This is a genomic window from Pseudalkalibacillus sp. JSM 102089, assembly GCF_041366475.1.
Lineage (GTDB): Bacteria > Bacillota > Bacilli > Bacillales > Guptibacillaceae > Guptibacillus > Guptibacillus hwajinpoensis_B.
The window spans coordinates 838,010-854,076 of the sequence record NZ_JBEWYW010000001.1 but is presented as its reverse complement, the minus strand read 5'-3'; the positions used below and the strand labels follow the sequence as shown (position 1 = coordinate 854,076).

General features: G+C 41.0%; 12 protein-coding genes. 9 read left to right on the top strand and 3 right to left on the bottom strand.

What is annotated here, in order from left to right; all coding sequences use genetic code 11:
- Window positions 1-37 precede the first annotated feature (37 nt).
- The 4 genes from ABVF21_RS04255 to ABVF21_RS04240 all read left to right on the top strand — a co-directional run bounded on the left by ABVF21_RS04255 (window position 38) and on the right by ABVF21_RS04240 (window position 4,441).
- Complete coding sequence (locus tag ABVF21_RS04255; protein WP_303534723.1) at window positions 38-688, top strand: hypothetical protein; 651 nt, start codon at window positions 38-40, stop codon at window positions 686-688.
- A 23-nt stretch (window positions 689-711) separates the two neighbouring features.
- A complete protein-coding gene (locus tag ABVF21_RS04250) occupies window positions 712-1,860 on the top strand; it encodes an efflux RND transporter periplasmic adaptor subunit (RefSeq protein WP_371017541.1) in 1,149 nt (382 codons plus the stop codon).
- A 214-nt stretch (window positions 1,861-2,074) separates the two neighbouring features.
- Window positions 2,075-2,947, top strand: coding sequence for a fumarylacetoacetate hydrolase family protein (locus tag ABVF21_RS04245; RefSeq protein WP_371017540.1), 873 nt, complete (start codon window positions 2,075-2,077; stop codon window positions 2,945-2,947).
- A gap of 69 nt (window positions 2,948-3,016) precedes the next feature.
- Window positions 3,017-4,441, top strand: coding sequence for an NAD-dependent succinate-semialdehyde dehydrogenase (locus ABVF21_RS04240; RefSeq protein ID WP_303534728.1), 1,425 nt, complete (start codon window positions 3,017-3,019; stop codon window positions 4,439-4,441).
- 46 nt (window positions 4,442-4,487) lie between these two features.
- Here the strand turns inward: ABVF21_RS04240 and ABVF21_RS04235 are convergent, their stop codons facing one another.
- Complete coding sequence (locus ABVF21_RS04235) at window positions 4,488-5,684, bottom strand: ornithine--oxo-acid transaminase (RefSeq protein ID WP_371017539.1); 1,197 nt, start codon at window positions 5,682-5,684, stop codon at window positions 4,488-4,490.
- A 173-nt stretch (window positions 5,685-5,857) separates the two neighbouring features.
- Here ABVF21_RS04235 and ABVF21_RS04230 point away from each other — a divergent pair, with 173 nt between their 5' ends.
- The 5 genes from ABVF21_RS04230 (at window position 5,858) to asnB (ending at window position 13,669) form a co-directional block, all read left to right on the top strand.
- Window positions 5,858-6,208, top strand: coding sequence for a DUF1516 family protein (locus ABVF21_RS04230; protein ID WP_303534732.1), 351 nt, complete (start codon window positions 5,858-5,860; stop codon window positions 6,206-6,208).
- Window positions 6,209-6,397: 189 nt separating this feature from the next.
- Window positions 6,398-9,259 (top strand): EAL domain-containing protein, encoded by a 2,862-nt coding sequence (locus tag ABVF21_RS04225; RefSeq protein ID WP_371017538.1) that lies wholly within the window; start codon window positions 6,398-6,400, stop codon window positions 9,257-9,259.
- Window positions 9,260-9,378: 119 nt separating this feature from the next.
- On the top strand, window positions 9,379-10,710 hold the full coding sequence (locus tag ABVF21_RS04220) for an FAD-dependent oxidoreductase (protein ID WP_371017537.1): 1,332 nt from the start codon (window positions 9,379-9,381) through the stop codon (window positions 10,708-10,710).
- 16 nt (window positions 10,711-10,726) lie between these two features.
- On the top strand, window positions 10,727-11,722 hold the full coding sequence (locus tag ABVF21_RS04215; protein ID WP_303534736.1) for a class I SAM-dependent methyltransferase: 996 nt from the start codon (window positions 10,727-10,729) through the stop codon (window positions 11,720-11,722).
- Window positions 11,723-11,827: 105 nt separating this feature from the next.
- Entirely contained in the window at window positions 11,828-13,669 is a 1,842-nt protein-coding gene (gene asnB, locus ABVF21_RS04210; protein ID WP_303534738.1) for an asparagine synthase (glutamine-hydrolyzing), read from the top strand.
- Between the two features lie 554 nt (window positions 13,670-14,223).
- Here asnB and ABVF21_RS04205 read toward each other — a convergent pair.
- Both ABVF21_RS04205 and ABVF21_RS04200 read right to left on the bottom strand, forming a co-directional pair.
- On the bottom strand, window positions 14,224-15,624 hold the full coding sequence (locus ABVF21_RS04205; RefSeq protein ID WP_371017536.1) for an ammonium transporter: 1,401 nt from the start codon (window positions 15,622-15,624) through the stop codon (window positions 14,224-14,226).
- A gap of 22 nt (window positions 15,625-15,646) precedes the next feature.
- The gene (locus tag ABVF21_RS04200) at window positions 15,647-15,988 is read right to left on the bottom strand and encodes a P-II family nitrogen regulator (protein WP_303534741.1); all 342 of its coding nucleotides are present in this window, start codon (window positions 15,986-15,988) and stop codon (window positions 15,647-15,649) included.
- Between the last annotated feature and the right edge of the window lie 79 nt (window positions 15,989-16,067).

The following is a 16,067-nucleotide window of genomic DNA, read 5'->3' as shown; positions in this document are numbered from 1 at the left end:
AATAGTAGTTGAGGTAATTTACATAGGAGGAACATGGATGTCGCATTCTATGAGACTAGTTTTAGGAAGCTTTAAACCTTTTTCACACTTTCGTCCGCTTCAATCAGCCTACAGATTAAAAGGATCCTGGTGGCGCATATTCTTATTAACGATCGTAGCCTTTTTAGTAGTTGGAATAACATCGTTTATGAACATTAAATATGCTGGGGAGATGCCTGAATATGCTGGCATTGTAGCAGATGATCGATTGCTTTTCGTTCTAAGTGAAGTGATTACAGATGGTTTACTTGGACTCATTACGTTTGTTCTCGTAGTTTTAGGAGGAGCATTACTATATTGGCCATTCTTTCAGGAAGTTGGATTTAAAAGACTTGCTTACATACATAGCTATGTCGTGTTTATTTTGTTAATCGGTATGGTGCTTCAATTGCCGTTTATTCCTTTTCTACATGAGCCTTCACTTATATCTCCTTACAGTTTAGGTGTCTACGTAGACTTGATAACAAATAGCCCATTCTGGCTTTATTTTAGCTACAGTCTTTCCATATTTTTAGGATGGGGGACTTTTGTTCAGTACGCTGCGCTTAAGCAAAGTACAACTCATGCGAAAAGGTACGTTATGTTTTGGACAATCGGCTTAAATCTAGTCATCGTTGCAATCATCGCTTATATGAGAACGGCATTTTAATGAAAAAGTTGGAGGGTTCATCTGTGAATCGTAAGTCACTTTTGATTAGCATTAGTGTAACTCTTGTTGTCCTTCTTTTTATTACGGTTAACACATTGATTATCCAAAGTGTGATCGCAGGTGAGAAGAAGCTGGAGACGGTTACTGTAGAAGAGAATACTTATCAAGAACTTGCTTCTTTCGAAGGAGTTCTTATTCCAGAATTAGAAGAGTCATATTATTATCAAGCCTCACGCGGTAACATGGCAGATGTGCTCGTAAGTGAAGGGGATCTTGTTTCAACTGGTACTGCCCTTTTTGAATATGAAGAAGAGATCACTGTTAATACTTCAGATTTAAAGGCACAATTAAATAAAGCTGAAACAGCCGTTTCTGTGCTTGATGATCAGCTTAGCGACGTGACTATGCAGTCTTCACGTATTGATTCTAATGAGGATCTAGAGGATGAGCAGAAACTACAACTGCAATTAGATGTAGAAGAGCAAATGCGAGAAACAGAATATAAGAAAAGACTTGCTGAGCTTGATGTAAAAGAGTTAGAACGTCAAATTGCTGAGGCAGATACAAAACAAGTAGATCTTAAGGTGGAGTCAACACTCGACGGTACAGTTGAAGAAGTGAATCGTACTCCTAAAGACGGCGAGCCGGTTGTCAAGGTATTATCTAATAAGATCACTGTTCAAGGTTCCGTCAATGAATTAGATTATCCAACTCTTGCTGTCGATCAGGAAGTACTGATTCGGGCGAGTGCTTATCCTGGTCAACCAGTCACAGGAAGAGTGACAATCTTAGAGGATCGTCCATATGAAGTAGATGAAGAAACGGGACTGAGTTTGTATCATTTTAATGTCATGATTGATGAGGAAACAGAGATGAAGTCGGGTACACACGTATCGATCGATATACCTCTTCATCAAAATGAGAATGCCCCATCCGTACCTGAGGAAAGTATTATAATAAAAGATTCTACTAGTTATGTTGTCGTGTTTGAAGAAGAACAACTTTACTTAAGAGAAGTAGAACAAGGACGAGAAGAAAATGGCACAGTTGAAATCCTATCAGGTCTTGAAGTTAAGGAAAAAGTCTTAACTGAGCCAAGAGAGGCTTTTACTGAACTGCTTTCAGAGAAAAAGGAAAAAGAAGAGAGTCAAGAAACAGAAAGCAAAGGATAAAACGAGAGGACCTGTAGAGATACAGGTCCTTTTTGTTGTTAGAGAAATTCTTATTCGCTTAAAGCATGATTATCGCAATATTCATGAAAATGAATGGGACTTCATGTCATAATAGCAGTATTAAAGTAGAGGACGTTCCTCTTAATATGTAACGAGCTTTAAGATTATTGAATGGTTTCCCTTATAGGGGACAAGAAAAGGAGAGAATGTTGAGATGAAGTTTGTTTCTTTTAGAAACCACGGTGTGTCTTACTTCGGTATATGGAAAGGAGGTAATCAGATTGTTAATTTAAGCGCTTATTATCAAGATCAAGGAAACCACATTCCTGATTTACGATCATTTATTCAATCAGGAAAATTCGATTTAGCTGAATTGATAGATGTGGCGTCTAAGTATGAAGTAAATGTTGAAGATGTTCAATTAGAAGCACCCATTCCAAGACCATCTAAAAATGTGTTCTGTGTAGGGAAAAACTATCGCGATCATGCTATTGAAATGGGAAGTGAAAAGGATATACCAGCTCATCCTATGATTTTCACTAAAGCCCCAACGACAGTTAGCGCTCCAAATAGCGTCTTAGCATTTGAAAATGAGCTATGTGAAGCACTTGATTATGAAGGTGAGCTTGCGGTTGTTATTGGCAAACAAGGAAAAGGAATCAAAAGCGATGAGGCCATGGACTATGTATTTGGATATACGATCATCAATGATATTACAGAGCGCGACATTCAAAAAAAGCATGGACAATTTTTTGTTGGGAAAAGCCTTGATGCGTCGTGTCCAATGGGGCCAGTTATTTTACATACATCTGCTGTTCTAGACCCGCATCAACTGCCTATTAAGACTATGGTAAACGGAGAGCTAAGACAGAGTGGTAATACTTCGGACTTTATTTTCGATATCCCAGAGCTTATTCACGTTCTTTCGAAGGGGATGACGTTGGAGGCAGGAGACATTATTGCAACAGGCACTCCTGCAGGTGTAGGAAAAGGATTTAAACCTCCAAAATTTCTTCGTGATGGTGATGTGGTCGAGATTCAAATTGAAGGAATTGGTACTTTACGTAATGAAATAAGAAAGAGATAACGTTCTCGTGTTTAATTATTGCTAATAAAAGGAATTGTTATCCAGAGAATCTACTAGGAGGGTTAGCGTATGGAAAAGTTTCATTACATTAATGGTGAATGGACAGGTCAGGATCTTGAAAAGCTTGAAGTGAACAACCCGGCAACTGGTGAACTCGTCGGTACTGTACCGGTTGGGGGGAAATCGGAAACGAAGAAGGCAATTGACGCTGCGCATCAGGCATTCCCCGCATGGTCAAGCCTCACCGCATATGAGCGGTCGTCATACTTAAAGAAACTCCATAGTTTGATGATGGAACACGAAGATGAATTAGCCGAGCTTATGACGCTTGAAATGGGAAAACCTCTTCATGAATCAAAAGGAGAAGTGGCTTATTCTGCCTCATTTGTGGAATGGTTTGCTGAAGAAGGAAAACGCGTTTATGGTCGTACCATACCTCCTCATAAAGAAGAGCGTATGATGGAAGTTCGCAAACAGCCAGTAGGAGTTGTTGGTGCGATTACGCCATGGAATTTCCCAGCTGCCATGATCGCAAGAAAGCTTGCTCCTGCTCTTGCTGCAGGGTGTACCTTTGTTGTTAAGCCACCTTCTGCAACGCCACTAACAGCAGTGCGTTTAGTGGAACTTTGTGAAGAGGCTGGTATACCTAAAGGTGTTGTAAACCTCGTCACTGGGAAATCTTCAGAAGTAGCAGGCGAGCTAATGAGTAATCCACACGTTCGTAAAATAACGTTCACAGGTTCAACAGAAGTTGGTAAGAAACTAATGGAACAGGCTGCTGAAACAGTGAAAAACATTTCTCTTGAGCTTGGTGGACATGCACCGATCATCGTTCTTGATGATGCAGACATTGACAAAGCCGTTGACGGCGTCGTTGCTTCTAAGTTTAGAAACGGTGGTCAAACGTGCATATGCGGTAATCGTGTCTATGTTCAAGAAAAGATTTATGATGAGTTTATTTCGAAATTCGCAGCTAAAACGAAAGAACTTAAGGTTGGAAATGGATTAGAAAAAGGCACTGACATTGGACCGATGATTGACAAAGATGGCTATAATAAAGTAGAAAAGCATGTTCAAAATGCGCTTAGTCAGGGAGCTGAATGTGTTGTTGGAGGAGAAGGATACGAAGAGAATGGCTCCTACTTCTACCGTCCAACGATTTTAAAGGATGTAACACCTGGCATGTTAATTATGAATGAAGAAACGTTTGGACCAGTTGCTCCAATTCAAAAGGTTAAAACAGATGATGAAGCGATTAAGTTTGCAAACCAAACGCCATTTGGACTTGCAGCTTACGTCTTTAGTGAAAGCGTTCGAAGAGGAAATCACGTCGTAAATGGTTTGGACTACGGGATTGTAGGCTGGAATGACGGGGTTCCTTCAGCTGCTCAGGCGCCGTTCGGTGGTATGAAGCAAAGTGGTATTGGTCGAGAAGGTGGCCACGAAGGACTTGAAGCTTATTTAGAAACAAAATACGTTTCGATCGGATTATAGAAAATAAGAAAGCCTCGCTATAGCTAGCGAGGCTTTCTTCGTTTCCTTATTGTACAGACAAAACATCTGTAATTTGTTCGATGGCCCAGTTTAAATCCTCTTCATTAATAATAAGAGGAGGCGCAAAACGAATGACCGTTTCGTGAGTCTCTTTACATAGTAATCCTTTTTCTTTCAGCTTCTCGCAATACGGACGAGCAGCTTCATGAAGCTCAACACCTATGAAAAGACCGCGACCACGGACTTCTTTAATCATAGGATTCTTAATTTCTTTTAATTTATTTTGAAAGTAATTTCCTAGTTCAAGAGAGCGGTCTGCAAGCTTCTCATCCTCAAGAACTTCTAAAGATGCCACCGAGACTGCACATGCTAGAGGATTTCCTCCAAATGTTGAACCGTGAGATCCTGGGGTGAATACGCCAAGAACTTCTTCATTAGCGGCAACACAAGAAATCGGGAATACACCTCCACCTAGTGCTTTTCCAAGAATGTACATATCAGGCTCTACATTATCCCAATCGCAAGCAAAACGTTTACCAGAGCGGCAAAGCCCTGCTTGGATTTCATCAGCTACGAAAAGCACGCGTTGCTCCTTACAATGCTCATAAGCTTCTTTAAGAAAACCTTCTCGAGGAATATTGATCCCAGCTTCACCTTGAATTGGCTCAAATAAAAACCCTGCTGTATTTGGCGTAATGGCTTTTTTCAATGCATCAAGATCACCATAAGGAATGAGTTTAATGCCTGGAAGCATTGGTCCAAATCCTCTTTGGTATTCTTCTTCAGATGAGAGGGAGACAGCTGTCATTGTACGACCGTGAAAGTTACCCTCACAGGCAATGATTTCTGCTTTATCTTTCTCAACACCCTTCACTTCATAAGCCCAGCGGCGCATCGCTTTAACAGCTGTTTCAACTGCCTCTGCACCTGTGTTCATTGGAAGAATCATATCTTTGTTTGTAAATTCAGAAACTTTTCGATAAAAAGGTCCGAGCTGATCATTGTGAAATGCACGAGAAGTTAATGTGACACGATCTGCCTGGTCCTTTAGAGCTTGAATAATCTTAGGATGTCTGTGCCCCTGGTTGACAGCTGAATAAGCACTTAGCATATCCATGTAACGATTTCCTTCGGGATCTTTCACCCAAACACCTTCTGCTTCTGCAATGACTATAGGCAGTGGATGATAATTGTGTGCGCCGTATTGCTCCGTCATTTGAATAATATCCTGCGTTTGTACCATGTTACGGTTCACTCCCATCTTTTAGTTGAAGCTTCCTTTATAGTATAACAATGAAATCGTTTTCTTCCCATCATTTGAAAGAAATTGGGGGGAATGTTTCATAATCTTCTCATCTAATTGTTTCATGATATGATAGAGAGGAATCTGTACATAGAAAGAGGGAGAGATCGTTTATGTTGCATGCCCATTATTCTGCTTGGGGATTAACCTTGATTCTTTTTCTAGTTAGCTATTTTTTAATGAGAGCTGGGAAAGGGAAATCACAAGAAATAACCCATACGATTCTTCGAATATTTTATATTTTAACTGTTATTTCAGGAATGTTTCTTGTAATAGGCTATGAGTTTTGGGGGCCTTCCATTGTGAAAGGTGTCGTCGCTCTTTGGCTTATTTTCTCGATGGAAATGATCCTAGTAAGAGGAAAAAAAGAGAAAAAAATCTGGCCATTTTGGCTACAATTTATGTTTGCTTTTCTCCTTGTTATTTTTTATGGGTATTCTGTACTGCATCTTTATCAGCTATAAGTCCTAAAACCACCTTCGATAAGGTGGTTTTTTTGTATTAAACGTTTGGTTTCTTTACGCCGATATAAGAAGAAGGGTAGATTGGCATATTTCTGGTATAAGTGTATTCGAGCTTTCTACTTTTTGATATTATAGACATAAATATAAAAGCTTCGAATTAAAGGGATTAAAGGATGAGGTGTGTATAGCTTGAGGACATTTTCAGTCATGATTCATCATGATCACGATTTGCTAGAATGCATTAATAATCAACCGGAACTGTTTCAGGCCCATGCCGTACTCATTCAATTATTTTCTTTGTCAGGTGACAGGAAGCGAGCTAAAGCAGTCGCGCAACAAACAATGACATTCCTTCCTCATGCCGTTCTTATTGGGTCCACAGCAGGTGGCGCTTATTATCAAAAGGACTACGTGAAAGAAGGGATACTCGTTTCCTTTACGACTTTTCAACACGCCGAGATCAAGCCGTTTGATTTGGAAGAGAATGCTTCCACTCTTATGAATGAGAGTACTGCACATGATGAACTTGTCATTCTTTTTAATAGTCATTTAGAAGAGCGTGCTTTGTTTGAAGGTATAAAACCAATCCGATTAATCGGAGGTAGAGCCCATATTATTAATGAGGATTCCTTTGTGATCAAAGGTAATCAACTGCTATCGAAAGGCGTCGCTGCTGCTAAAATTATTGGAAGTGACCTTGAAGTTAAGATTTTCGAAGAAACGTTCTGGAAACCAGCTGGTCGAACGTATGAAGTGACAAAAGCGCTCGGGACGCGTATTTTTGAAATTGAAGGTCTGACGCCAGTGCAGTTTTATGAGAAGTATTTAGGTTATGATGTTGCGAATAAACTTCCTCAATCAGCAGCCCACGTCCCGTTGCTTCAGCAAGATAATGGGAATGTGAAGCCGATTACCATTATGGAGAAACATCGAGATGGATCGGTTACGTCGAATCGTGTACTAACACAAGGGAAGAAGCTACAGTTCTCATATGGAGACGCTGCACAAATTCAATCGTCCTATGAGCGCATTGACCAAATCGCTAGTGATTCATGGAGTCAAAGTCTATTTACTTATTCATCTGCTTCGGTTCGTGCTCTATTTTCAAACGGCATAATTACTTATTTAGAGAATCTTGAAAAGCGATGTGATCTTACATCTGTTTTTCTTGCATCGGAATATTATTCAGATACCCAAAAAGTACAAATTGGAAATAACAGCATGGTTTTTGCGCATTTCAATGAAAAAAATGCTCGAATGAAAGACATCGGGCATCAACCATTACACAATCAGGAGATGAAGGACTTGGATGGTTTAATGGCATTATCACATTTAATTAAAGCTTCAACAGAGGAATTAGAGACGTTAAATTTAAACTTACAGCAATCAGAACAGCGCTTCAAATCTCTGTTTGAACAAAATCCGAATCTTGTTTACTCTGTGGATGTATACGGTAAAATTACGAGCGTAAATCCTGCATTAAAATCATTGCTAGGTTACTCGTCTGAAGAAGTTATGAGTAAGCATTCTCTTCAGTTTGTTTCTTCAGAGGATGCAGAAATGACTAGGAAGAAATTCTATCAAACGTTTCAGGGGATGGCTCAAACATATGATGCCCATCTTGTACACAAGTCTGGAATGAGCGTTCTCTTTACAATTACGAATATCCCAATCATCGTTAATGGCGAAATTACCGGAGCGTATGGAATAGCCAAAAGCATCATGAATCAACGGAAAGCGGAGGAGAAAATCGCTCATCTCGCTTATTATGATGTGTTAACCGAGCTTCCTAATCGTTTGTTATTTGAGAACTTACTAAATGAATCACTAAAGAATCCCGATGAGAAACTAGCTGTCATGTTCATAGATTTAGACCGTTTTAAATTGATTAATGATAGTTTGGGCCACCAAAGAGGGGATCAGATCCTCAAACAAGTGACAACTCGAATTAAAGAAGCTATAAAGGATGATGCTGTCCTTGCTAGATTTGGTGGTGATGAGTTTACTGTTCTCTTACCTGGACTGAAGTGCGAAAAAGATGCACTTATGCTTGCGAGACGCGTCATTGATCATTTGAAGCAGCCTATCGTCTTTGACGAAGTTGAGTACTTTATGACAGTAGGCATCGGTATCAGTCTTTTCCCTCATGATGGATTAGAACTTGATACGGTTATGAAAAATGCTTATATCGCATTAGATCGCGCCAAGCAACAAGGTGCTAATTATATTGAATTCTATACCGATGAAATGACCGATCAGGCTTTTGAGAGATTAGAACTTGAAAGTTATTTACGTCGAGCCCTAGAGAAAGAAGAACTGACCCTTTTCTATCAGCCACAAGTTAATCTAGACGAGCAGAAAATTTATGCTTGTGAAGCGTTGATTAGGTGGAATCATCCAAAATTGGGACTAGTTTCACCTGCGCAGTTTATACCACTTGCAGAAGAAACGGGGCTAATCGAAGAAATTGGTATTTGGGTATTGAACGAAGCATGCATGCAAACGAGCAGATGGCAGGCGCTTGGATATGATGACTTATCGATTAGTGTGAACGTGTCTGGAAGACAGTTTCAAAGCGAGAAATTCGTTGATTCGGTTAGGGAAGCATTAGTGACATCTGGTCTTGATCCTCAATCGCTACACCTTGAAGTAACAGAGAGCACAACGCTGGTCAATACGGATTATAGCATTTCGATGCTAAATGAATTAAGAGAAATGGGTATTAAAGTGTCCATTGATGATTTTGGTACCGGTTATTCTTCGCTTAGTTATCTGAAGGATTTCCCATTAGATATATTGAAAATCGATCAATCCTTTATTCGAAACCTTCAGGAAAACAACGCAGATGCTGCGATTGTTAAAGCGGTGATTACGATGTGCGAAGGTTTAAATTTATCAATTGTAGCGGAAGGAATCGAGACGAAAGAACAGGGCGATATTATTAGAAGCTTCGGGTGTAATTTTGCGCAAGGATTTTTCTATAGTAAACCTTTGAATAAGGATCGTTTCGAGAAACTGCTTCTATCAAAGCAATTTCCTTTAGCAACTTAACTAAGGTCGACCCAATGTGGTCGATCTTTTTTTGTAGAGCGTCCTGTCTCCAATGTGCTCCAGCTGTTTCAACAGATAGCTGGCAGGGAATAGGATCTTAGCGAAGAGGTGATAAAGAGATGGATTACGATGTCATGATTATTGGAGGAGGCATATCGGGCCTCACACTTGCTGTCAAATTAGGGAAAAGTAATGTGAAAACGCTATTAATTGAAAAAGATAAAAGAAGCGGGTTGATTTATAAAGGTGAACTTCTTCAGCCAAAAAGTCTTCAAGTCCTTGAACGAATTAATGTTTTAGATGTAGTAAAAGAAAATGGTTTTCACTTACCTTCGATTGAATTCCATGAGTATAACCAAAAAGACGATGGCACGATGGAGCACCTTAGTTCAAATGAATTCCGTTACGATGTGATTCCATCTCTATACAATACATCACTAATGATTCCTCATGAGAGGCTAAAAGAGCTTCTTTTCGAAGAGGCTTCAAAATATGAATCTGTTGATTATATTAAGCCAGCTAAATTTACGGGCTTTACTGAAGGTGAGCCGGAGAATAAGAAAGCGATCATTCAAACAAAAGAAGGGGAACGTGAAATTCGAGCAGGCTTTTACGTTGGTGCTGAAGGAAGAGCTTCTCCAACAAGAACAGCCATGGAAGTGGAGATGAAGAATACAAAGTATAATCATCATTTCTTGACGGTATCGTTTCCCCGCCCGGAGACGCTAAATCAGTCAACCATCATCACGACTCAAAATAAATTTGTCGGATTATTCCCCCTTCCGAATAATGAAGTAAGAAGTGTTCTGTTGATTAAACCAGGAGAGTTCAAATCGATGCGGGAAGAAGGAATAGAGTCCTTTTACCGTGCTTATTGCGAGCTAATGCCTGAGCTTAAGGGCTATGTTCATCAAATTGATACGTGGAAGAAGATCCAACTCATGATTCCTGTTAGGCACAATGTGTCCAATTACGTCAAAAATAACTTGATCTTAACAGGGGATGCCGCTCATAGCGTACATCCTATGGCAGGGGAAGGAATGAACCTGGCGATCCAAGATTCTGATGTATTAGGAGAACTTCTTTGCTGGATGTTTAAAACGAACCAAACAGAATGGAAGCATCTAAAGTGGTATGAGAAAGTGAGAAAACCGCGAGCGGAATATGTGTCTACGCTTAGTCATCAAGCTGCACTACTCTACTCTTTCCCTTATCGTCCGTGGCAGAGACTTCGAATTAAAGGGGTCAATCAAACAGAGCATTCGCCTCTTCTGCATTATAAGCAGATGTTAAATACGTCGGGTCTCGGCATTTGGAAATTTAACCTGTTGGATCGATTGAAGCAAGCAGGAATAATTCCAGCTACAATAGGGAATGGGAAATTAAGTAAACGTCCAAATGAGAAAGTAATGTTCACGAAAGAGGATGATTATCCGTGGTATTGCAAATGAGACGGGAGGAAAAGATATGAAAGAAATAAAAAAGATTTGGCGTGCTAGAAAGTGGATGAAAAGCAATGAACCTTTTTTATACGCCTGGCATGCTCATGTAGGCTATGTACATGACTTATTCGATGAGTTCGAATCAGGAACAACCGTCTCTGCTGTTGCGACTAAACGAGACATGAATGAACTGCTATTAACAAGATGGGCTGAAGTGGGGGTGGCAATCGGTCACTTAAAAACTGAAAAGGATGGAAAGATCCGTTCTAAGAAACATATGGTTGAATCGATTTCAAAAAGCAGTGAGCACTCTGTTGGTATCTTATTAAAAGAAATGATGGAGTTACATATTCCGATTTTGCTTTCCTATCCTGATTTATTAAGCAATGATCAACCCGCGCGATATGAGGACGAAGATTATGGGGGAACTGTTGCAGCAACATCCAGCTTTATTGAACGATTTGCTTTTCCGAAGATTTATCAAGCGATTAAGACGACGAATGCACAATCCGTTATCGATTTTGGCTCAGGTTACGCAGGGTATTTATCGCGTATTGGAGCAAAGCTAGAGGACATGAAGCTTGTTGGAATTGAAAAGAATCGATCCGTCTGTTTAGATGCAGAAGCTAATATCCATTTTCCGCTAAAATCACCGCTACACCTTTATCCTGATGATATGATGACATGGAAATGGGATGGTGCCCCCTTTGATATGGCGATGATGAATAATTTACTTTATTATTTCGCACCAGAAGATCGATTGAAGCTGTTTCAGAAGGCAAATGAGGTAACAGGTGAAGCTGGTCAGCTGATTATTATCACCCCTATGCATGAATCTAAACACGGGCAGGCTTTCTCGGCCGCGTTTAACAGCTTTATGAGTGCTCATGATAACCTTTATCCATTGCCAAGTCGTGATGAAATGGACGATTTAGCAACGAAAACAGGATTTAAGCTTAAACAAATAAAACCAGTTGTAAAAGAAGGCGCATGGTACTTTTTGCGTTTTCAGAAAGTGTGAGGCCTATCAAAAGGTCTCTTTTTTTCGTTCGTTCAAAGACATTTTGCACCAAAATTGGGCGTATGCATAATGTGAACAGAGAGGAATGAGAGGAGGGAGATCTTTTTGTGTGGGATAACAGGATGGGTGGATTGGAAGCAGAATCTGACAGGAGAAGAGAAAGTTCTTAGGCGAATGGCGAATACGTTATCAAGACGTGGTCCTGATGCTTCAAACAGCTGGGTTAGCGCGCATTGTGGCTTTGGGCATACTCGTTTGATTGTCGTAGACCCAGCTGGTGGAAGTCAGCCAATGACTAGGACACATGACGAAAAGCAATATACGATTTGTTATAACGGTGAGCTATATAATACGGAGGATTTACGTAAAGTTCTCCTTGCAAAGGGTTATACATTTCAATCTCATTCGGATACAGAAGTTCTTTTAACGTGCTATGTTGAATGGGGAGAGCAATGCGTTGATCATTTAAATGGTATTTTTGCCTTTGGGATTTGGGATGGAGAGAAATTATTCCTTGCAAGAGACCGCCTTGGTGTTAAGCCATTATTCTATCGACAAAGTGGTAGCTCGCTGCAATTCGGTTCAGAGCTTAAAGCCATTCTAGCTCATCCCGATGTGAAGACGGAAGTTGATCGAGCGGGGCTTCAAGAAATTTTTGGTTTAGGACCTTCGAGAACACCAGGACATGGGGTTTTTCGAGGCATAAATGAACTGCGACCTGGATTTGCGATGAAGTTTGAGCGGAGTGGTCTTCGCAAATGGCGCTATTGGAATGTGAAAAGTAGTGAACATACTGATGATCTTGATACAACTGTAGATAAAGTAGGAGACCTTTTAAAAGATTCCATTAAGCGACAGCTTGTAGCGGATGTACCAGTTTGTACGTTTTTATCTGGTGGAGTTGATTCAAGCGCCATTACATCCGTTGCTCAATCGGCATTCCTGGATGATAATAAGGGGACATTACGTTCCTTTTCGGTGGATTATGCGGATAATGATAAATACTTTAAGAGTAGTGAATTTCAGCCGAATTCAGATGCTCCGTGGATCAAAAAAGTATCAGCAGAGCTTGCAACTGATCATACGAACTGTGTGATTGATACACCTCAGCTTGTGCATCATTTAAAGGAAGCGATTGAATGTCGAGACCTGCCTGGTATGGCAGATGTAGACTCTTCATTATTGTGGTTTTCAAAGGAAATTAAGAAACATGCGACTGTTGCTCTTTCTGGTGAATGTGCTGATGAAATATTTGGTGGGTATCCATGGTTTCATAAGCCGGAGCTTTTAGATCAGGAGCAGTTTCCCTGGATGAGATCGACACTTGAAAGACAGGCGATGTTAAAAGAAGATGTTCGGAATAAATTGAAGCTAGAAGATTACGTGACGGAAAGATATCGTGAGTCAATGAAGGAAACGCCAGTACTTGATGGAGAAAGTGAGATTGAAGCAAAAAGAAGAGCTCTCTTTTACTTGAATTTAAATTGGTTTATGACAACACTTCTTGAACGAAAAGACCGTATGAGCATGGGAGCTAGTCTAGAAGTAAGGGTGCCGTTTTCTGATCACCGTATCATCGAATATGTGTGGAATGTCCCGTGGGATATGAAAATGCTTGATGGTCGAGAGAAGGGACTTTTGCGAAAAGCGATGACAGGAACGCTTTCACATGATGTTCTTTATCGAAAAAAGAGTCCATATCCAAAAACCTATAATCCTGCTTATACGAAAGCCGTTTCTTCATGGCTTCAAGATACGCTCGATAACAAGCAGGCGCCGCTTCTTGAATTGATCGATAGAAAAGTTGTGCAAGATATCGTAGATTCAGAGGGAAAGGCGTTTAAAGTTCCCTGGTTCGGTCAGCTTATGGCAGGACCTCAATTGATTGCGCATCTTGCTCAAATTAATTATTGGATGGAGCACCATAATGTAAATTTAGTTGACTAAGAAAAGGATCGAAGCTCATGGCTTCGATCCTTTTCTTTAAAAGATTTTATTATTGCTCGTTCCCGCTTTTTATGATCCAGCTGCAGCGCCCAGCCTCTCGATCGCTTCACCCTCTAAAATGAACACAAAGGGCGTGTTCTTTTTAGAGGGCTCCAGCGCTTGTCGAGGCTAAGCGGGCGCGTCCGCTTTTCGGTGTCTAGCTGCGCGGGCCAAATCCTCCGGCTGTTTCACCCATTCGAATGAGACATGAAGCGTCTCACTCTCATGGCTTCCAACATCCTGCGGATTTAGGCGGGCCCGCTCCGCTTTTCGTGTGTCCAGCTGCGACTCGCAGAAACTGCGATATTTCACTCTTTCACCAGAACACAAAGGGCGTGTTCTAGTTCAAGAGCTCCAATATCTCTGTTTCTAAACGCTCGTTTCCGCTTTTCGTGTCTAGCTGCAGTGGGCAGACACTCGGTCACTTCACCTTTTCATCCGAACACAAAGACCGTGTTCAGATGAAAAGGCTCCAGTGCCTGCCGTGTCTAACCGCCCACTTCCGCTTTTCGTGTCTAAACGCTTCCTTCTGCTTTTCTTTTTTCAACTGGTGCTTGTTCGAGTCCGTTGAGGCGTTCGACTAGGTTGTGGCCGAATGGTGTTCCAGCAGAAGGGCTTTCGTTGTTGTTTAGAAGGCCTCCTCTAAGCTCGTAAGCTGTTGAGCCGTGCTCTGCGAAATCAAGTCCCTGAATTTCTTCTTCACGAGAAACGCGAATGGAAGAGAAGCGAGTATAGATGAATAAGAAAATACCTACTGTACCAATCGTCCACGCCATAACTGCAAGAATTCCGATTGCTTGAACGAGTACAAGGGAGGCACCGCCTCCGTAGAATAAACCACCATCGATTGCGAAAAGTCCAACGGCTAGCGTGCCCCACACACCACACACTCCGTGAACAGCAATCGCTCCAACTGGGTCATCCAATTTTACGCGACGGTCAATCAGTTGAACGGCTTCAATCAAGATTACTCCAGCGATAAGACCGATGAAAATAGCGCCAATTGGAGATACGCTTGCTGTACCTGCTGTAATTCCGACAAGCCCAGCTAATGCGCCGTTTAGAGTTAAAGAAGCATCAATTTGCTTATAGCGAATATAAGAATAAAGGGCACTTCCGATTACACCACTTGAAGCAGAAAGAAGTGTTGTTGCTACGATTGTAGGGATAAGTGCGTCGCTTGCTGACAGTGTACTACCTGCATTAAATCCAAACCAGCCGAACCAAAGAATGAATACCCCTAGTGCGCCAAGTGGAATGTTATGACCTTGAATAACGTTTACTTTACCGTCTGAGTATTTACCAAGACGTCCTCCAAGAAAGGCGACAGCCACAACCGCACCAAGTGCACCTGTCATATGAACGACCGTTGAGCCAGCAAAGTCAACAAATCCTAGTTCTGAAAGCCATCCGCCACCCCAAATCCAGTGACCAACAACAGGATAAACAAATCCAATCATGGCAACCGTTACAGCAATATAACTGATTAATTTCATTCTTTCAGCTACTGCACCAGAAATGATTGTCGCACAAGTTGCGGCAAAGACGGCCTGGAAAACAAAGAAGCCGATGTTTTCAGATTGTCCTAGAAGAAGGAAGCCATCACTACCAATAAAACCGCCGGCTGAAGAACCGAACATCAATCCGTATCCGATTATAAAGTAGAGCACAGCGCCAATTGACATTGTTAGGAGATTCTTCATTAGAATATTTAAGGCGTTTTTAGAACGGGTAAATCCAGTTTCAACCATCGCAAATCCAGCGTGCATGAAGAATACTAGAAAGGCTGCAATCATAATCCATACGGTATCCATTGAAGCACTCAAGGCGGTTACAGCGGAGGCATCGCCTGCTGCGAAGACATGTCCTCCTGAGAGGAGAAAGAGAAGCGCGAACAAACCAGTGATTTTTTTCATTGTTTTTATCATCCTTTTTGATTTATTTAAATGCAGTGAGTCCGTGTTCACCAGATCGTATACGAATGACATCTTCGACAGGATAAACAAATATTTTGCCGTCGCCAACTTCGCCGGTTGCACATATATCGCGAATATGCTTGACAACATGATCAAGCAGGTCATCATCAAAAACGAGCTCTACTTTAATTTTTGCCTGAAGTGAGACTTCAAAATGACTTCCTCTGAAGACACCAGTTTGTTTTTTTTGTAATCCACATCCAGCTACTTCAGATACTGTCATGCCAGTGATACCTTCATTTCTTAATCGATCTCTTAGGTCCTGAAATGCCTCAGGACGAATAATGGCTTCTACTTTTTTCATGTAAGACCCTCCATGTCAGTTTTTCTAACATTGCCTTTTTTCTATATCCTAATATTATGCGGTGAAAACAAGAAATTCA